Source organism: Sulfurimonas sp., from assembly GCF_023228785.1.
Lineage (GTDB): Bacteria > Campylobacterota > Campylobacteria > Campylobacterales > Sulfurimonadaceae > Sulfurimonas.
This window is the reverse complement of sequence record NZ_JALOAN010000006.1, coordinates 43228-63421: the sequence shown is the minus strand read 5'-3', so window position 1 is coordinate 63421 and position 20194 is coordinate 43228. Positions and strand designations below refer to the sequence as shown.

General features: G+C 34.7%; 15 protein-coding genes and 1 tRNA gene. 11 read left to right on the top strand and 5 right to left on the bottom strand.

Annotation, left to right across the window (positions count from 1 at the left end):
- The first annotated feature begins 9 nt into the window (after positions 1-9).
- The 7 genes from M0Q24_RS02655 (at position 10) to glgB (ending at position 10740) form a co-directional block, all read left to right on the top strand.
- The gene (locus M0Q24_RS02655) at positions 10-2031 is read left to right on the top strand and encodes a glycoside hydrolase family 57 protein (RefSeq protein ID WP_295046857.1); all 2022 of its coding nucleotides are present in this window, start codon (positions 10-12) and stop codon (positions 2029-2031) included.
- Positions 2032-2040: 9 nt separating this feature from the next.
- Positions 2041-4071: an alpha-amylase/4-alpha-glucanotransferase domain-containing protein gene (locus M0Q24_RS02650; protein WP_295046855.1), complete on the top strand. Its 2031-nt coding sequence runs from the start codon at positions 2041-2043 to the stop codon at positions 4069-4071.
- Positions 4064-5077 carry a galactose-1-phosphate uridylyltransferase gene (galT, locus tag M0Q24_RS02645; RefSeq protein WP_295046852.1) on the top strand — a complete coding sequence of 338 codons (1014 nt, stop codon included), beginning with the start codon at positions 4064-4066 and terminating at the stop codon, positions 5075-5077. The genes M0Q24_RS02650 and galT overlap by 8 nt, the downstream gene beginning before the upstream one ends.
- 78 nt (positions 5078-5155) lie before the next feature.
- Positions 5156-6532, top strand: coding sequence for a glycogen synthase (locus M0Q24_RS02640; RefSeq protein ID WP_295046850.1), 1377 nt, complete (start codon positions 5156-5158; stop codon positions 6530-6532).
- Entirely contained in the window at positions 6529-7362 is an 834-nt protein-coding gene (locus M0Q24_RS02635) for an ROK family protein (RefSeq protein ID WP_295046848.1), read from the top strand. The genes M0Q24_RS02640 and M0Q24_RS02635 overlap by 4 nt, the downstream gene beginning before the upstream one ends.
- Entirely contained in the window at positions 7359-8819 is a 1461-nt protein-coding gene (gene glgA / locus M0Q24_RS02630; RefSeq protein ID WP_295046846.1) for a glycogen synthase GlgA, read from the top strand. The genes M0Q24_RS02635 and glgA overlap by 4 nt, the downstream gene beginning before the upstream one ends.
- Position 8820: 1 nt before the next feature.
- Positions 8821-10740 (top strand): 1,4-alpha-glucan branching protein GlgB, encoded by a 1920-nt coding sequence (gene glgB / locus M0Q24_RS02625; RefSeq protein ID WP_295046845.1) that lies wholly within the window; start codon positions 8821-8823, stop codon positions 10738-10740.
- A gap of 105 nt (positions 10741-10845) precedes the next feature.
- Here the strand turns inward: glgB and M0Q24_RS02620 are convergent, their stop codons facing one another.
- From M0Q24_RS02620 to yedE, 3 genes are read right to left on the bottom strand one after another with little or no spacing between them, the layout of a single operon-like run.
- A complete protein-coding gene (locus tag M0Q24_RS02620; protein ID WP_295046877.1) occupies positions 10846-11187 on the bottom strand; it encodes a S24 family peptidase in 342 nt (113 codons plus the stop codon).
- Between the two features lie 36 nt (positions 11188-11223).
- The gene (gene yedF / locus M0Q24_RS02615; protein WP_295046842.1) at positions 11224-11463 is read right to left on the bottom strand and encodes a sulfurtransferase-like selenium metabolism protein YedF; all 240 of its coding nucleotides are present in this window, start codon (positions 11461-11463) and stop codon (positions 11224-11226) included.
- Positions 11453-12658 (bottom strand): selenium metabolism membrane protein YedE/FdhT, encoded by a 1206-nt coding sequence (gene yedE, locus M0Q24_RS02610; RefSeq protein ID WP_295046839.1) that lies wholly within the window; start codon positions 12656-12658, stop codon positions 11453-11455. The genes yedF and yedE overlap by 11 nt, the downstream gene beginning before the upstream one ends.
- Positions 12659-12949: 291 nt before the next feature.
- Between yedE and selD the strand changes: the two genes are divergently transcribed.
- Positions 12950-13984 carry a selenide, water dikinase SelD gene (gene selD, locus M0Q24_RS02605; protein WP_295046836.1) on the top strand — a complete coding sequence of 345 codons (1035 nt, stop codon included), beginning with the start codon at positions 12950-12952 and terminating at the stop codon, positions 13982-13984.
- A gap of 3 nt (positions 13985-13987) precedes the next feature.
- Here the strand turns inward: selD and M0Q24_RS02600 are convergent.
- A tRNA-Sec gene (locus M0Q24_RS02600) sits at positions 13988-14085 on the bottom strand.
- Positions 14086-14140: 55 nt separating this feature from the next.
- Between M0Q24_RS02600 and selA the strand changes: the two genes are divergently transcribed.
- The 3 genes from selA to mnmH are packed head-to-tail and all read left to right on the top strand — an operon-like array spanning position 14141 to position 18431.
- Complete coding sequence (gene selA, locus M0Q24_RS02595) at positions 14141-15484, top strand: L-seryl-tRNA(Sec) selenium transferase (protein ID WP_295046833.1); 1344 nt, start codon at positions 14141-14143, stop codon at positions 15482-15484.
- Positions 15477-17315 carry a selenocysteine-specific translation elongation factor gene (gene selB, locus M0Q24_RS02590; protein ID WP_295046830.1) on the top strand — a complete coding sequence of 613 codons (1839 nt, stop codon included), beginning with the start codon at positions 15477-15479 and terminating at the stop codon, positions 17313-17315. The genes selA and selB overlap by 8 nt, the downstream gene beginning before the upstream one ends.
- A 51-nt stretch (positions 17316-17366) precedes the next feature.
- Entirely contained in the window at positions 17367-18431 is a 1065-nt protein-coding gene (gene mnmH, locus M0Q24_RS02585; RefSeq protein WP_295046827.1) for a tRNA 2-selenouridine(34) synthase MnmH, read from the top strand.
- On the opposite strand, the gene M0Q24_RS02580 is transcribed toward mnmH, so the two are convergent.
- Positions 18421-20109 (bottom strand): GGDEF domain-containing protein, encoded by a 1689-nt coding sequence (locus M0Q24_RS02580; protein ID WP_295046824.1) that lies wholly within the window; start codon positions 20107-20109, stop codon positions 18421-18423. The genes mnmH and M0Q24_RS02580 overlap by 11 nt on opposite strands.
- Positions 20110-20194 lie beyond the last annotated feature (85 nt).

The following is a 20194-nucleotide window of genomic DNA, read 5'->3' as shown; positions in this document are numbered from 1 at the left end:
GGATAAAAGTTGAATCTTAGTTTTATATGGCACATGCATCAACCTGATTATCGTGATGCTACAGGTATTATGCAGATGCCATGGGTTTTTCTGCATGCAATAAAAGATTATTATGACATGCCTTGGATGCTTTACAGACATAAGGGTTTAAAGGCTACTTTTAACATAACCTCTCCGCTTATATCACAATTGGAACTCTACTATAATAGAGCAGATGAGCATGATAAATTTTTAGCTCTTTGGCTTAGTGATCCAACTCTTTTAGATGAAGAATCAAGAGCTTGGATTTTAAAAATATGTAAAAGCACACAGTACGATACTATGGTTAAAGAGTTTCCAAGATATAAAGAGTTATATAGTAGAGAGCATTTTAACAATAATGATCTTTTAGATATTGAAGTGCTTTTTATGCTCTCTTGGTGTGGTTTTTACTTAAGAGAAAACTCTCAAGTTGTAAAAGATCTGATTCAAAAGCAAAGAGATTATGATTACGAAGATAAAGCTTTACTTTTAAGAGAGCTTTCTAGATTTGTATCTGTGATCTTTGATTATTACAAAAGGTTACATGATGAAGGTGTTATCAGCATATCGACAACACCTTTAAATCATCCGATTTTACCACTACTTCTAGATATGAAAAATGCAGTATATGCAAATTCAAGTACAAATATTCCAAAAGATCACATCTCACTAGCTGATGATGCAGCTTTGCAAGTTATAAAGTCAAAAGAGTTATTTCTTAAAACATTTGGCTTTACACCAGATGGATTTTGGCCCGCTGAGGGTTCAGTAGATGAAAAAACTGTAGCACTTTTAAGCGAACATGGTATTAAGTGGATAGCGACTGATGAGGCGATACTTTTTAAATCTATAAATTCTTACAATAGGGACAATCTCTATAAAACGTATCAATATAAAGAGATGTGTATGGGATTTAGAGATCACTACTTAAGTGACTTGATTGGTTTTTCATATAGACATCAAGAAGCTATCTCTGCTACAAATAATTTTATAAATGAACTTCAAAAGATAGAAAATAAAAATAATAATAATACAGTTTTTATCATTTTAGATGGTGAGAATGCATGGGAGTTTTACAAAAACAATGGCTTTGATTTTTTTGATGCGCTTTATGGTAAATTAAATAACTTATCATGGTGTAAGACTTTAACGATGGATGAAGTCTATGAGTTAGATAAAACTAAACTTGAGCATTTAGCTCCTGGGAGTTGGATCAATGGCGAGTTTAATACTTGGGTTGGGCACAATGAAAAAACAAGAGCTTGGGAACTTATATATGTTACAAAAAAGGATTATCAAAGACATAAAGAGACTTTAAGTGATGAAACAAAAGCCAAGATTAGTGAGCATTTTTTATCTGCTGAGTGTTCAGATTGGTTTTGGTGGTATGGAGATGATCACTTTACAGAGTTTGGTGTAGAGTTTGATGAGTTATTTAGAAATCACTTGATCGAGATCTATGAACTGATGAATCTTAAAGCTCCAACTGATATTTTTATACCAATACTAGAAGATAAGAGTGTTGTGAACTTTTGGTTAAAACCACAATCACATATATCTCCACATATAAATGGAAAACATGACTCTTTTTTTGAGTGGATTGGTTGTGGTGTTATTGATGAGAGTAAGCTTTTTTCAACTATGGATAGACAAAGAGGACCAATAAGAAAGATACTATATGGTCAAGATAATGAAAAAATCTATATATCTTTTTTAGCTAAAAGAAATAAAATGAGTAGTGATGATTTTATAAATGTTGCGATTGAACCTTTAAATGTAAAGGCAAGATTAGCCATGAAATCACAAAAAACTTTTATAGGACCACTCGAAGTTGAAGTCGCCTTTGAAAATGTGTTTGAACTAAGCATAGATAAAAAGTTAATAGAAGATGATTCGATATCTCTAATCTTTGAAGTTGAACAGGATGAAAAGATTATTCAATCTCTTCCAGGTTTTGGTGAGCTTAAAATTGATTTAGGTAACGATTATAGTAAAAACTGGTTTATATAAGGAAAAAATATGCATAAAGTATCGTTGTTGTTTGGTGTGCATATGCATCAACCAGTTGATAATTTTGGGGATGCCGTTGATGAGGCTATAGAACTTTGTTATAAACCTTTTTTTGAGACTATGGTTAATTATCCAGAGTTTAAGTTTAGTGTACATTGTAGTGGTTGGTTGCTTGATAGGATCAGAAAAAACAGTCCTGATATATTTCAAAATATGAAGACATTAACTGATAATGGATCTATTGAGTGGATAGGTGCAGGATACTATGAGCCAGTGCTTAGTTCAATCCCATCAAATGATCGCAAGGCACAGATCAAAAAACTAAATAAATATATAAAAAAACATCTCGGCGTAAAGCCAAAAGGTTTATGGCTTACTGAACGTGTTTGGGAGTCTTCAATAGTTCTAGATATAGCCTCTTGTGGGAATGAATTTGTTATGGTAGATGATTATCATTTTTTAAGCAGTGGCTTTGATGCAAATAAGATGAATGGATATTATAAAACTGAAGAGAGTGGTTTGGAGATTGGTTTATTTCCAATTGCTCAGTCTCTTAGATATGCTTTGCCATTTTTTAGTGTCCAGCGTGCTATTGATACCATTCTCAAATGTGCAGATAGCGAAAACTCTGCAGCTATAATATTTGATGATGCAGAAAAATTTGGTTTATGGCCAAAAACACATGAATGGGTATATGAGAAAAAATGGCTTGAGAAGTTTTTAAAAGCTGTTATAGGTCATAAACAGATTCAAACACAACACTTTAGTGACTATATGAAGCAAAATCGCTCTTTAGGCTTAGCTTATTTAAATAACACTTCATATTTTGAGATGGGAGAGTGGAGTTTAAAACCAGCGCAAACGATAGCTCTAGAGAGCTTAAAACAATCTCTTGGAGATGAGTATTTTAATAAGATGGCAGTTGCCTTTGTAAAAGGCGGTGTTTGGAAGAATTTTTTTATAAAATATAGTGAGAGTAATTATCTCCATAAAAGAATGTTAAACCTTAGCCTAAATCAAGAAAATTTAGATAAAAGTACTCTAGATCTACTCTATAAACTACAAACAAATGATGTTTTTTGGCACGGTGTTTTTGGAGGTCTTTATCTTCCAAATCTAAGAGACAATGCTTATAAATATCTTCTTGAGATAGAAAAAACAAGAGCTCAAAAACACACAACATACGAACTCTTGGATATAAACAAAGATGGATATGATGAACTTAAAGTATTGACTCAAAACCTTAGTGCTGTTTTTTCAACAAGACATGGCGCTCAAATGATTGAACTTGGATCTTTAGAGACCTTTTTTAATTGGCAAAACACTCTTATGAGAAGGAAAGAGGCTTACCATGAAAAAATCTTAAATCCAAAAGTAGAGATAGTCCACCAAAGTAGTGAAGATGAGATAGAGACTATACATAGTGATGCTGTGCTTATAGATGAGAGTTTAAAAGATGAACTCATATATGATTGGTATCCAAAGTACTCATTTATAGATCATTTTAGTTTTGAAGGTTTTTGCTTAGAAAGTTTTAAAGATCTTACATTTAGAGAAGTTGGTGACTTTGTAAATCAAGCTTTTGTAAAGAATGAGAAAGAAAACATCTTTATAAGAGATGGAGGATTGTACCTAGATGAGTCATATCCAACAAGATTAACAAAAGAGTATATGTTTGATAAAAATAAAATAGAGTTAAACTTAGATGTAGATAGCAAGTACTCGCAAAAACTCTTTTATGCAATGGAGTTTAACTTTCATTTTGCACATCCTCATAAAGTTACTTTCAATTCTAAAACTATTGAAAATGGCTTTAGTGAAGTTGATTGTGATGAACTTATTATAGTTGATGATTTTACAAATCAGATCTTAAAGTTAACAACAAACAAGAAGTGTAATATCTATGGATATATTTTAAATACAGTATCTCAAAGTGAGAGTGGCTTTGATAAAGTAGCGCAAGGAATATCTTTTATATTTTCAACTTCGTATGAATCAAAATTAAGTTTAAATGTCGCATTAGAGGTAAAAAATGTCTGAAATAAGATTAGATACAATTAATAACAAATATGTAATTATCGCACCAGAGAGGTTGCATAGACCAAATTTAGAAGGCTACACTAAGCGAAAAAAGATTAATCCAAATTGTCCATTTTGCGAAGGAAATGAACATTTGACTCCTAATGAGGTCTATGCTCTAAGGTATAACGAGCCAAACAAAGGAATGTGGAGAACAAGAGTAGTACCAAATCTTTATAAGGCTGTGCAGGTTGAACTTGAAGATATAGCCCAAAGAGATGGTCTATTTGAGTATAGATCTGGAGTGGGTGCTCATGAGATCTTAATAGACTCTCCTTGTCATGATTGTGATATTGGTGATATGAGTGTTAACGATATAGAAAATTGGTTACGCACAATGATTATAAGGATGGAAGATCTTAAGAATGATAAAAGACTGATTTATTTGAGTATTTTCAAAAATTTTGGACAAAATGCTGGAGCTACACAAGATCATCCTCATACTCAATTATTGGCACTTCCTGTTATACCTAAGAAGCAATTAGCTTTTTTAAGTAGAAATGAAGAGTACTATTTGCGTCATGGACGAGGAAAGATAGAAGATGTAGTGCATAATGAGATCAAGGTGAAGAAAAGAGTTCTATATATTGTTGGGAACTTTGTCTCTTTTTGTCCATATGCAAGTGAGTTTCCATTTGAAGTTATGATAGCTCCTACTAAAAACATATCTAGTTTAAACAGATGTTCTAGAGAAGATCTTATAGATCTAGCAAATATAATAAAAATGACATTTAAAAAATTAAATCAACAGCTTGGAGTTTTTGATTACAACTTATACTTTGACTTAGCGCCACTAAACCCAAACTTTGAGGCTGAAAAATATATGTTTAGTATTGATAAAAATTATCGATTTACCTTAAGAGTAGCACCTAGGATCTATAGGTTAGGTGGTTTTGAAGTCTCTACTGGAATGTATATAAATAGTGTTGAACCAGAGTATTGTGCACGACTATTACGAGGAGATTGAGATGATAAATATTTTGCTTAGTAGATTGACTCAAGTAAAAACTCAAAGTAAGTTAAAAGAGTCGTTAAAGAGTATACAATGAAAATACTTTTTGCTTCAAGTGAAATGTTTCCTTATGCCAAAAGTGGTGGTTTAGCAGATGTTGCCGCTTCACTTCCCAAATCATTATCAAAGTTCGTAGATATATCGACTCTTATGCCAATGTATGGATTTATGCAAAAAGAGGAATTGGTACTAGAATATAGTGATGAGATTAGTTTAGGCGGAGTCTCTTATAAACTTAAATTTTACAAAAAAGATAATACGGCTACATATTTTGTAGAAGCTCCACTACTTAGTGACACACAAAACCTTTATGGTGATGAGTTTGGAGATTATGTAAATAATGATCTGCGTTTTGGGATTTTTTGTAAGGCTATAGTAGTTTTAGCAAAGAGATTATCAGTAGATGTGTTGCATCTAAATGATTGGCATACGGCTCTTAGCTCGCTTTATCTAAAAGAAGAAAAATCAAAAATCAAAACTCTTTTTACTATCCATAACCTTTCATATCAGGGGATTTTTAGTAAGAAGTCACTAAAAAGACTCTCAATTGGCAAAAAATATTTTAATATAGATGGATTAGAATTTTATGAAAAAATTAGCTTTTTAAAGGCGGGCATAGCCTATAGTGATGCTGTAACTACCGTTAGTCCAACTTATGCAAAAGAGATTTTAACAAAAGAGTTTGGATGCGGACTTGAGGGTTTTTTAAAGTATCATAAAAATAAATTGTATGGAATTTTAAATGGTATAGATACGAATCTTTTTAATCCAAAAACTGATCTTAGTTTGTACAAAAATTTTGATTATAAAAGTCTAGATAAAAAAGAAGAAAATAAAAAAGCTTTTTTTAAAAACTCCTCTTTAAAAAATTCAAAAATTCCACTTTTTGTAATGGTGACTCGTCTTGTTGAACAAAAGGGCATAGATCTACTTATAAAGTCACTGAAAAAAATATTATCAAAAAAAATAAATCTATATGTAGTTGGAGAAGGAAGTCCTGACTTTGTAGCTAAGTTAGAGAAATTTTCTAAAAAATATGAAAATTTTGAGTTTACAAATATTTATGATGAAGCGCTCTCTCACAGGATTTATGCAGCTGCAGACTTTTTACTAATGCCATCAAAGTTTGAGCCATGTGGTTTGAGCCAAATGATTTCAATGACTTATGGAGCTATACCAATTGTGCATGAAATAGGTGGACTAAAAGATAGTGTTATAGATGGTGTTGATGGGATTGTATTTAAAGGCGAGAGAAAAAAAGATCTAACTCTAGCAGTTGAGAGGGCAATGGATCTTAGAAAGAGAAGTGAACTATTTAACTCCATGAGAGTGACTGCTATGAAAAAAGATCTATCATTTACTAGTAGTGCATTAAAATATATAGAGATCTATAAAAAGATATTATCATGACTTTAGTAGTTGATGCAGGTGGAACACATCTTCGAGCTGAGATCCATTCTAAAAATGGATTGCAAGAGAAGTTAAATGAGAAGAGTTCAACTGTTGGACTTGCATCATGGATGGAGACAATCATAAAAGATCATAGTGATATAAAAACTATATGCATCTCTTATGCTGGACAAGTAAAAGATGGAGTGATAATCTCTGCTCCAAATATTAAAGTAGATGTACACGAAATAAAAGAGTATTTTAAAGATAAATATGAGATCTCACTCTTTATAGAAAACGACTTAAACTGTGCAGTAATAGCAGAGAGTACTTACTTAAAAGAAGAAGATGTTTGTGCTATATATATAGGAACTGGGCTTGGTCTTGGAGTTGTTAGTTCAGGCAATCTTATAACTGGTTTTAGTGGCGTGGCTACTGAGATAGGGCATATTGCATATAAAGAGGCGCCTTTTGTCTGTGGATGTGGTAAGAGTAACTGCATCGAACTTTTTGCTTCTGGATCTGCCTTAGATAGATGGAAAAAACATAAAAAGATAGATCCAAAACTTAATTTACAAGATCTAAAGGATACTCCAGAGTTTAGTGAGATCTATAAAGAGTTTGAACTTGCACTTCTTTATTCAGTCTCAACTGCCATAACGCTTTTTAATCCAAAAGTCGTAGTTTTAGGTGGTGGAATTATAGAGTCAAACCCACAACTTGAGAGTATAATAGCTAGTAAGATAGAAGAGTTTGCTATGCCTGTCGCACTTAGAGGTGTAAAAATAATCAAGACAAAACTTAATAATGCACCGATAATAGGTGCTTTAATGCTAAAGGACTTAAGATGAGTAAAAAAAAGCTTAACATATTATTTGCAGCATCAGAGGTTGTTCCATATGCTAAAACTGGAGGTCTGGCTGATGTAGCCGGTGCTCTTCCAAAAGCCATAAAAGAGCTAGGTCACAACATCATAATTGTAATGCCGAGATACTACCAAATAGACACAGCAGATCTAGTAAAACTTGAAGCTCCTCTAGGCGTTCCAATGGGCGTTATGGGCGAGTTTTGGGCAGCGGTTTATACTACAACACTTCCAAATAGTAAGGTACCAATATACTTTATAGACTATGAGGAGTATTTTGGTAGAAGCAGGCTCTACGAAGATGAAGCAGGCGAGGGCTTTAAAGATAATGACAACCGTTTTATCTTCTTCTCTAAGGCAGTTTTACAACTCTCAAATATGCTAAATTTTGCACCAGATATAGTCCATGCAAACGATTGGCACACGGCTACAATTCCGCTTCTTATGAGAACTAGATTTTACCATGACTTCGCATATGCAAAATCAGTTTTAACCATTCACAACCTACAGCATCAAGGACATTTCTTTAAAGGTGCCATAGATGTTTTAGAAGTTGGTTGGAACTACTTTAACTCACACGATCTAGAGAGTCATGATGGAGTAAACTTTCTAAAAGCGGGAATATCAAGAGCAGATGCAGTTACAACAGTCTCTAAAAAGTATGCACAAGAGATCCAGACACAAGAGTTTGGTTTTGGCTTAGAGCATCACATACAAGCACATGCTCATAAAGTTTATGGGATCTTAAATGGTGTTGACTATGATGAGTGGAATCCTTCTGTTGATAAACACATTGCTAAGAAGTATGACGCTGATGATATGAGTGGAAAGCTTGTTTGCAAGCGAGATATCCAAAAACACTTTGGACTTGAGGTTAGAGATGATGTAGCTCTAATTGGCTTTGTGGGAAGATTTGTAGAGCAAAAAGGCATAGCGATGATAGCTTCCATCCTTAACTCTATACTAGATTTTGATGTTCAAATCGTAGTCCTTGGAACTGGCGAGAAGTGGGCAGAAGATTTCTTTAGCACAACTTCATACCATCGCCCAAACTTTGCTGTTCATGTGGGTTATTCAGATGCACTAGCACACAAAATAGAAGCAGCAAGCGATATGTTTTTAATGCCCTCACTATTTGAGCCATGTGGACTTAACCAGATCTATAGTCTAAGATATGGGACTTTACCAATAGTAAGAGCTACAGGCGGTTTGGACGACACCATAGACAACTTTGATGAGTTTCATGAGAGTGGGAATGGATTTAAGTTTTATGAGGCTTCAAATGATGCACTTTACCACACTATAAAGTGGGCGTTAGATGTTTACTATAACTCTCCTGACTCATTTAAAGAGATGCAAAAAAGAGCGATGGGTGAGTATTTTGGTTGGGATAGTGCAGCTTTAGAGTATGTAGATATCTATAAAAATATATTAGGAAGATGATATGAACTACGATATCTTTTACGATGTGACTCTCTTTAGTGAACTAGATATTTATCTCTTTAAAGAGGGTACTCACTCAAAACTCTACAATCATCTAGGATCTCATCTATATATAAGAGATGGAGTTAGTGGTACATACTTTGCAGTCTGGGCTCCAAATGCTCAAAGCGTATCGGTTAGGGGAGACTTTAACTCTTATAGCGAGAGTGCTCATCCTTTAAAAATAAGAGATGATGAGTCTGGGATCTGGGAGGGTTTTATAACAGGCGTAGAGCAAGGTATGACTTACAAATACCATATAAATGCAGACTCAGATAGTGCGAATAAAGATAAGGCAGATCCATACGCTTTTTGTAGCGAGGTAGCTCCCTCCTCAGCTTCAAAGGTTTATGAGCTTGATGGCTATAAGTGGGGAGATAAAAAATGGATGAAAAAGAGAGCAAAATATAACTCCCACAAAGCTCCTATATCTATCTATGAGGTTCATTTGGGATCTTGGAGAAGAAAGGTAGAAGAGGATAATCGCTACTTAACATATCTAGAGTCCGCAAGAGAGTTAGCCCAGTATCTAAAAGAGATGAACTTTACACATATTGAGCTTCTACCAATAACGGAGTTTCCATTTAAGGGATCTTGGGGTTATCAGGTCACTGGCTACTTCGCACCGACTGCAAGATTTGGCACGCCTCATGAGTTTATGCAGTTTGTAGATATTATGCATGAATATGAGATCGGAGTTATACTAGACTGGGTTCCATCGCACTTTGTGACAGATGGGCATGGTCTTATGAACTTTGATGGGACTTGCCTTTATGAGCATAAAGATCCAAGAAAGGGTTACCATCCACAGTGGAAGAGTGCTATCTTTAACTATGATAGAGATGAAGTTCGTGCTTTTTTAATAAGCTCTGCAATGTTTTGGCTTGAGAAATACCATATAGATGGCATACGAGTAGATGCAGTAGCTTCAATGCTCTATTTAAACTATGCAAGGGAAGATGGAGAGTGGGAACCAAATGAAGATGGTAGTAATGTTAACCGCGGGGCAGTTAAGTTTTTAGAGCAGTTAAATATTAGAGCTTATGGTGAGTTTAGCGACATCATGATGATAGCAGAGGAGTCAACAAACTACTCACAGGTGTGTGGAGCAGTAAGTGAGGGCGGACTTGGATTTGGTTACAAATGGAATATGGGTTGGATGCATGATATTTTAAAATACATGAAGTTTGATCCAGTTTATAGAGAGCACCATCACAAAGATCTAACATTTAGTTTTGTCTATATGTTCAATGAAAACTATGTACTTCCGCTTAGCCACGATGAAGTTGTTCATATGAAGGGATCTCTCATAAACAAGATGCCTGGCGATAACTATAAAAAGTTTGCAAACCTAAGAGCATTATATTCTTTAATGATGTCTCATCCTGGGAAAAAACTACTCTTTATGGGTGGAGAATTTGCACAGTTTGCGGAGTGGAACTACGAGCAAAGTTTAGACTGGCATCTCTTAGAGTATAAAGAGCATAAAGGTATGCAAAACACTGTAAAAGAGTTAAATAGTTTGTACATAAATGAAGAGTCACTTCATCTTAACGATGTTGAGAAAAATGGTTTTGAGTGGATAGAAGAGAATGACTACCAAGCTAATGTTATATCGTTTGTAAGGTTTGGAGCTAAAAAAACAAAGCCTATTATAATTGTATGTAACTTCTCAGATAAAGAGCACATAGGTTACAACTTAGGCGTACCAAATAAAGGCACATACGAAGAGATCTTTAGCTCAAATAGCCAAGAGTTTGGTGGATATGGTTCGCTAAATAAAGAGCCTATAAAGTCAGTTAAAGAAGAGTGTCATGGGAGAGAAAATATGTTGAAAATAAATCTAGCATCTTTGAGTGTTAGTTATTTTAAGAAGTGCTGATTTAATAATTTAATGCTCTGAGTAATCTATAAACTAGATTCCGTGTCAAGCACGGAATGACGGAATGTGAATCATCTTAAACAAACAAACTGTCCTCCTGAACAATTAAAGGTTTGTAAAGGTAAGTAAAACTCTCCCTACAAGATGAACATCATCTTGAGCATAGACTAGATGAGAATATTTGGGGTTTATAGAGACAAAACTTTTACTTTTTATATCGTACTTTTTAACCCACATTTTAGATCCATGATACAAAACATATATAGCCTCATCAATTAGTTCTTTTTGAGATAGATCTGCTACGATGAGAGCTTTGTCGTTTATAACAGGCTGCATCGATTCTCCATCTACTAAAAGAGAAAAAAGAGAGGCCTCTTTAAAACCATTTTTTAGTAGATCTCTTGAGAGGATGAGATCTTTTGTCTTATGCTCATCAAAAACATCAATATATTGTAAGTTTATTGTATCTATGGTTTTATCCTTTTATCTCTTTACAAAGTACCTAACACTAGGTGAGCTTGAATCTATGTGAAGAAGTTTATAGCCGTGTTTTTCAACATCTAAGGGGATGTTGTTTATGCTCTGTGGGCAGTCACTAATAACTTCTAGTATATCGTCATCTCCTAACTCTCTAAGTGCTTCTATAGTCTTTATAGCTGGGTATGGACATGGTTCTGTTTGCATGTCTAAGCGGTGAGTTGGTGTTGGTATATTATTTTGCATAATTTGCTCCATTTAGTTTTTTTGAGTAATTTTTTTCTATCTTTAAAATTAGTAAAAACAGTAAAAATAGTAACAAGTAGTTGAACAAGAGTCCGCCATAAGCTCCAAAAGACTCAAGCAGGTTTATTTTTGGCCATGAAGTAGCAACAAGCGGTGCTATGTCATCCCAAACAAAGGCTAGAAGTGTTGCACCTATGACATTTCCGATGCCTACTATCCAAAAGTGAGTTTGACCCTCTACTGCTCTATACATCCAACCACACTCACATCCCCCAGCTACAACGATGCCAAAGCCAAACAAAGCTCCGCCTATAATAGTGTTTGGTCCTGCCCACATAATTTTAGGTGGAACTCCAATGAGAATGTAGCTAAAGATCCCGATGGTTGATACTGCCATTGCGATAACTATAGCTCTTGACATCTGACTTCGCCCAGTAATGAAGAGATCTCTAAACGCTGAGGTAAAACAGATCTGTGCTTTTGCAATGATGAGTCCAAATGCAGATCCAAAGAGCATAGCTACACCGAGCTTTGTAGACCCAACAACGAAGATGAGGTATAAAGCCCAGAGCATTATGAGTGAGAAAACAATTGTGCCAAAAGTAAAAAAGCCTTTGGCTCTGTCTTTTTGAACGATTTGTGGGGTGTCACAACTTATAGCCTGCATTTGAACTTTTGAGCGAAAAAGTTTTAACTGAGTAAATTTTACTCCAAAGTAAACTCCAACTATCATAGCTATAGTAAAAAACCAAGCGTGTGCTGAGAACTGAGGTATGCCCGTAAAAAGACTTGCAAGGTTACAACCCATGCCTAGTCTAGCTCCAAAACCAGCGATTATGCCGCCTATAAGAGCTTGGTAGATCCTAATGCGACTTGCAGGAAGTCTAAACTTTAGCTTGTTTCCCCAAAGAGTAGCGGCAATAATTCCACCAAACATTCCAATGATCATAACGCCATCGACTCTAGTTAAGGAAGTTCCTTGCATGCCCATAATGTTGAAATATCCCCAGTCGCTAATATCGACTCCAGAAGCTTCTAAAATATGTCCGCCCCATCTTGTAAACTCGCCTGTAACGGCCCAGTAAGTTCCAGTGATGCCAAAGTAGTAAACAGATAAAACGCCAAGGGCGATGACAGCGGGTGTGGGCCTCCAAAAGGAAGTTAACATCCTTTTTAACTCATGAGTAATACTCATTTTTCTCTCCAAAAATTAGGTTTAAGATGACAAAAATGAAGTTTTAATACAAGTCGCTAAAAATCAAATGTCCATTTGTTCCACAAATCTAAGCAAATTGTAGTCAAAGAAATCTTTATTTTTTATAAAAAGGTAAAATATTTTTTACTATATTAATATTGCTTTAACATAACTCTATGTAAAATACTTCTTAGACATTTACCTATGGAATAGGTGTACATAGATGGCAGACTCTTTTTTTTTACGCACTCTTTGAACTCCCCATTTCATAAATAATTTTAAGGTTACTAAATGAACAATCAACATAGATTGACCAAGTTCGTTCAAGCAGCTGGTTGAGCAGCAAAGATGGGTCCGGGGGATCTAAAACATAGTGTTTGCTCACTCATTCCAGATGATGAAAATGTTCTTGTAGGTTTTGAAAACTCAGAAGATGCTTGTGTGTACAGGTTAAATGATGAAGAAGCGCTTGTGCAGACTCTTGACTTTATAACGCCTGTAGTAGATGATCCATTTATCTATGGAAAAATTGCAGCAGCAAACTCGCTCTCAGACATCTTTGCAATGGGAGCTGATGTTAAAACGGCTCTAAATATAGTAGGTTTTGATAGTAAAAACCATAACAAAGAGGTCTTAGTAGAGATACTAAGAGGCGGAAACGAGAAGATAAAAGAGTGCGGTGGAGTTTTGATGGGCGGTCATACAATAGAGTCGCTAGAGATGTACTACGGACTAAGTGTGACAGGGCTGATTCATCCTAAACAGATCTACAGAAACAACACCCCAAAAATAGGGCATGTTTTAGTTCTTACAAAGCCTATCGGTATGGGGATTTTAACTACTGCTATAAAGCGAGATCTGCTAAGTGAGCCAACTATGCTTGAAGCTATAAAAGTGATGCAAGAGTTAAACTATAAAGCGTCAAAGTTGCTTCGCAAATTTGATGTTAGTGCTTGTACAGATGTGACAGGTTTTGGGCTTTTAGGTCACGCACTTGAATCTACAAACGAGGGTGTAACTATAAAAATAGATGCATTACAAGTTCCCATAATGGCGGATGCGATAGCTCTTTCTTTAGAGGGTGTAGTGCCAGGTGGAACTAAGAAAAATATGGCTTACTTAGAAGACAAAGTAACATTTTCTAAGAGTGCAGAGCATCTTCGTCTTATGCTTTGCGATGCTCAGACATCTGGCGGTCTTTTAGTCTCCATGGATGAGAAAGATGCAAAAGAGTATATAAAAACAGTAGAAGAGTTTAGTTTTGGATATGCGAGAATCATCGGAAGTGTTGAGCCAAGAGGCGATAGAGCTATTGAAGTTTACTAACTTTGGTGAGAAGGCGAAGGAATCGAACCTCCCGAGGTTTTGTCAGCAAAACCTCCATCAGGGTTGAAGCCTGTGGTGTCCACCAGGATCACATGCCCCCCAAAGTAGAAGTGAAGTTTACATCATACAATATAAAAACTACATAAAAGGGTAAAAATGTTTTTACTAAAATCAATTCCCAAGGTTGACAAGTTTATAGCTCATAAAGAGTTTAAAGCACTAGGAAGCTCTTTAGTTATGAGTCTGACTAAAGAGTTACTTAGTGAGTTAAGAGAAAATATACTAAGTGAAAAAGTTACAGCCTTTGATGAAGAAGATCTAGTAAAAGAACTTTTACAAAGATATGAAGATCTCACCCAGCCATCACTTCAAACGCTTATAAATGCGACTGGTATCATAGTCCATACAAACTTAGGAAGAAGCCTCATAGATCCAGATGCATTTGATAGAGTAAAAGATCTTGTAACAAACTATAACAATCTTGAGTTTGACTTAGAGAGTGGCAAACGAGGGGAGCGATACTCTCTTATTTCTAAAAGTGTTTGCTCCCTTTTAGGGTGCGAAGATGTACTTATAGTAAACAACAATGCTAGTGCAGTTTTTCTTATCTTAAACACCTTTGCAAAGAAAAAAGAGGTAGTTGTAAGTCGTGGGGAATTAGTGGAGATTGGTGGTAGTTTTAGAGTTCCTGATGTGATGAAACAAAGCGGTGCAAAGCTTGTTGAAGTTGGCACGACAAACAAAACTCACTTTCGTGACTATGAAAATGCCATAGGCAAAAAAACCTCTATGCTTATGAAAGTTCATAAGTCAAACTATAGCATTGAGGGTTTTAGCTCAGAAGTAGAGTTTAGTGAAATTGTAGAACTAGCAAAACAGAGAGATCTCATAGACTACTACGATATGGGAAGCGGACATCTTTTTGATCTGCCTTATGGGCTTGATGAGCCATCAGTTTTAGACTACATGAAGCTAGAACCATCACTACTTAGTTTTTCTGGAGATAAGCTTTTAGGAAGTGTTCAGGCTGGGATCATAGTTGGTAAGAAAAAATATATAGAGATGTTAAAAAAGAACCAACTTCTTAGAATGTTAAGAGTAGATAAACTCACTTTAGCACTACTTGAAGAGAGTTTTAAAGCGATTTTGTTAGAGAAAAAAGAGCAGATCCCTACAATTAAGATGCTGTTTTGTTCTTTAGATGAGCTAAGAGACGATGCCATGCAAGTTCAACAAAAGCTCAAAAAAAACATAAAAACAAAGATAGTAGATACAAAAACCCTTATCGGCGGCGGAACTACGCCAAACAAAACCATCCCTAGTGTAGCTTTAGTTGTAGAAGTAAAAAATATAAAAGTTAAAAAACTCCAAAAACTTTTTCGCCAAAAGTCAATCATCGGACGTATAGAAGATGATGAGTTTTTGCTTGATTTTAGAACCATACAAAAAACACAACTCCAAAATATAGCAGATGCTATAGATGAGATCGCAGATGTCTAACTTAATCATAGGAACTTGCGGGCATATAGATCATGGTAAAACCTCGCTTATTAAAGCACTAAACGGTTTTGATGGAGATAGTACAAAAGAGGAAAAAAAGAGAGGCATCACCATAGATTTGAGCTTCTCAAACATCACAAAGGGTGAGAAAAATATAGCTTTTATAGATGTTCCAGGACATGAGAGACTTGTAAAAAACATGATAGCTGGAGCTTTTGGTTTTGACTGTGTGCTTATTGTTGTGAGTGCATTTGAGGGGATAAAGCCACAAACTATAGACCATCTTGAGATTTTAAAACTTCTTGGTGTTAGGGATGCTGTTTTGGTCTTGAGTAAGAAAGATCTTGTGAGCGTTGATGAACTAGAAGCAAAATTAAAAGATATTGAAGAGTTTGTAAAGAGTTACGAGTTTGATATAAAGTTTAGTATGGGCGTCTCTGTTTTTGATGAGGATTCTATAATAGATCTAAGAGATAATCTATTTAAACTTGAAGCTAGCTCAAAAGAAGAGGAGAACTTCTTTAGATACTATGTAGATAGAGCTTTTAGTCTAAAGGGCGCTGGAACTGTTGTAACTGGGAGTGTTTTGGGTAAGCCCATAGCGGTTAATGAGAAGCTCTTTATATGTGATCTTCAAAAAGAGATCAAGGTTAAAAACCTGCAAGTGCACGAGAGCGATGTTGAAGTTGCAAAGATCTCAAACAGAGCTGCAATAAACATTAGTGGTTTGGATGCTAAGAGTGTGCAAAGAGGTTTTATTATTAGTAAAAAGGGTTATCTTAGAGGTTTTAAATCCATAGATATCTCTTTTAGTGTAATAGCGGATAAGGCACTTCATCACAATAGAAATTATTCCATCTATATAGGTTCAAAAAAACTAGATGCTAAGATCTTACTTTTTAACTCAGAGGATTCACTTCAAAGTGGATATGCAAATATTAAGAGTGATGAGGAAATTTTTAGTATATTTGGCGAGAAGATTATCATCCGTGATGGAAATGTTAGTGTGGCAGGTGGAGTTGTTCTAAACCCCATACATGATCCGATGAAAAAACAGCAAAAGCTTCTTTTACTTGAGGCGTTAGATAAAAAAGATATAGCAAAAGCCTATGAGATTTTAACCGAAGTACATAAAAAAGGCTTAGGACTCATCTCCTCAGCACAAAGATTTGCACTCTCTCACTCTGATGCATTAAAGGCCGCAAAAGAGCTAAAAAACTCTTTCATAGATGAAAAAGAGCTTGTAATATATCCACTCTCCACAAAAGATCTTATCTATAAAAACATCAAAAACATCTACACAAAAAACCAATATGCACTACTCTCAAACTCATCGATCAAACTCCGCCTCAAATGGGCAAGCGAGGGCTTTATAGAAGTTGTTTTAGATGAGCTAGAAGAGGAGGGCTTTTTAATTAAAGATGCAAATCTTTATAGAAGTAACGAGATAAAAGAGGACTTTACTAGCTCACTCTTAAACATTGTGTTAGAGCGACTTGAAAAAGAGTCATTAGCTCCTACAGCTCCTTATAACATCTATGACGACCTAGATCTAGATAGAAAAATGGGCGATGATATTCTAAAGAGACTTTGTGCTAAAAAACAGGTCATAAGACTGCAACACAACATTTTTATACATCATAGAAGTCTCGGCATGATAGTTGATGCGATGAAGAGCATAATAAAAAAAGATGGATATGTAGATCTAGCAAACTTAAAAGAGAAATACGATCTAAGTCGAAAGTATCTCATAGCTTATTTAGAGTATCTTGATAACTTCTCAGACATCACAAGAGATGCAAATAAGAGAGTGTTTAACTCTAGCTTTTAAAATAAAGATATAATGCTAGTTCAAAAACAAACTCTTTTGTGAAAGTAAAAAATGCTAAGTAATGATTTTAGATCTATTGTTTTAAATTCCACACCCCTTATCGATGTTCGTGCCCCTGTAGAGTTTGAAAAAGGCTCATTTGTTAATGCTGTTAATCTCCCTCTTATTAATGATAAAGAGAGACATGAGATAGGCATATGCTATAAAAAGTACGGCAATAGTGAAGCGGTAAAACTTGGACATAGACTTGTTAGTGGATCTCTAAAAGAGGAGCGTGTTAAAGCGTGGTTGGATTTTATAGAGCAACACCCAGATGCAAAACTCTTTTGCTTTAGAGGTGGTCAGAGATCTAAGATATCTCAAGAGTGGCTCAAAGATGCAGGATGTAATATAACAAGACTCAAAGGTGGTTATAAAGCCTTTAGAAACTATCTTTTAGAGCAAACAGAAGAGTCTTGCACAAGATTTAAGCCCATCATACTCGGTGGTTATACTGGATCTGGAAAAACAATACTACTTAAAACTTTAGAAAACTCCATAGATCTTGAGGGCTTAGCAAACCATAGAGGTTCATCATTTGGCAAACAAATCACCCCACAACCAACGCAGATAAATTTTGAAAACTCTTTGGCATATAATCTTATTCAAAAACTTGATAAGGGCTTTGACAATCTAGTTTTTGAAGATGAGGGTAATCGAGTGGGAAGCCTATCTATCCCAAAAAATCTTGCAACTCACATCTCAAAAGCTCCTCTTATCATACTAGAAACTCCCATACAAAAGAGGATAGAGATAACATTTGATGAGTATGTTGTAGAAGCACAAAGAGTCTATGCTAAGGACTTAGAACAGTATAAGAGTGAGATGCTTCATGCAATGCATAGAATAGAGAGGAGACTCGGTAGCCAAAGACATAACGAAGTTTGTAAAATATTTGAAAATGCTTTTGATGAGCAGAATAAAAGCGGTTCACTAGAAGCACATAAAGAGTGGATAGAGACTTTGTTAGTTGAGTATTATGATCCTATGTATGATTATCAGATAAAAAAACGAGCTAAACAGGTAGAGTTTAGAGGGTCGAGTAAAGAGATTTTAGAGTATTTAGCTACTCTTTAGTACTAACTCTATTTCTACCGCTATTTTTTGCCTCGTAAAGAGCATCGTCGGCTCTCTTTAGAGCTAATTCTATGTTTTGTTCATTTTCTACATCTATTTGAGCTACACCTATACTAACTGTAAAGTTAAAGTCTTCATTTTTTGGAGAGATAAGAGTTAATGATTCTACTGCTTTTCGTAATTTTTCAGCTAAATTAGTAGCATCTTGTAGAGCTGTATTTGGCAGGAGTATAACAAATTCTTCGCCTCCATATCTGCAAACTATATCACTTTTTCTTTGGCTATCAAGAAGAAGACGAGATAAGTTTATAAGAACTTCATCACCAAACTGATGTCCAAAAGTATCATTTACCCTTTTAAATCTATCAATATCAATCATAAGAATAGAGAGATCTTTTGACTCTCTTTTAGAAATATATAAAACCTCTTGAGAGATCTCTGTAAAGTACCTTCTGTTATATAGTTTAGTCATTGGATCTGTTGATGCTAAGAGTTTTAGCTCAATTTGCTTGAGTTTTTGTTCTTCTTTTTCTTCTTCCATTAGTTTGAATTTATAGGCAACTAAGTAAGAGAGTAGAAGTGCTTCTATAATAAGACCAATGCTTGTTCCATGAGAAGAGATGTAGTTAGAACTTACAAAACCAATATAGTATAAAAGAGCATAAACACTAAAAGACAAATAAAAAGTGTGTGCAATTAAAAATATTTTTATAAGCTTGTCGCCCTTTAAATAGAGGCTAATACTAATCCACATAAAAATAATAAGAGCATAACTAAGTGAGAGAGATAAGATCTCTAAAGCACTTGTGAAATCTAGCAATCCATAAAGAAAATTTGCTAAGGAGACGCCTATGATGCTAAAAAGTAATTTATGTTCAAATTTATATTTTTCTTCTATTTTAAAAATAGTTTGAATAAAGAGTGCTAAAAATACGGGCGCTAACATGATCCCAAAGTTAAATCTTGCAGGGTAGTCGCCATATATTTGAAAGTAGTGTGCCAAAGATCCGTAAACATAAAAGATCCACAAAGTAGAAGATAAAAGATATAAAGAATAGTAGAGATATTCCCTGTATCTTGAGGATAGAAAGATTAGAAAGTTATACAGAGCTAAAGCCACAAGAAGTCCAGATATCAACACTGCATCTACTTTTTCATATATTAGATATCTAACAGATTCCTTCTGGGAATATATTAAAAAGTTGTAAATATGGTAAGCTGGAGTTTTTTGATGTATATATATTGTTTTATACTCATTTGGATTAAGTAAAATTGTAAAAATAGCATCTGCACCATTTAGTTGTTCTTTTGCTAAGGGACCGTATGGGACGATTATTTGAGTATTTAAGAGCTTATCACTACTATCTACTTCAAAGTACTCTAGGCTTGTAAATTTATATGCTAGATCTTGATGCAAAAAAAGAGTTTGTTTCTGCTTTGTTGAATTGAAAAGTTTTATCTTTATCCAAGCACTTTTAACTTTAACACCTAAAGAGTCTTGGTTTGGACCTTTTTCAAATTTTATGGATTTTATATCTTCAAATTTTATTTCATCTGAGCTATCAACAAAATAGCCCAGTTCAAAATTTGTAATGCTAAATCTATCTGATTCTATATTTACAATTGGCCCTGCCAATGATAGAGAAAATAGTGATAATAAAAGGATCAATAATCTCATATATTTTCTCTTGTTAGTATAAATTGTTTCAAGGATATATAATACCTAAATAGTTTCTATATATAAAGAGTAAAATAAAAGATTT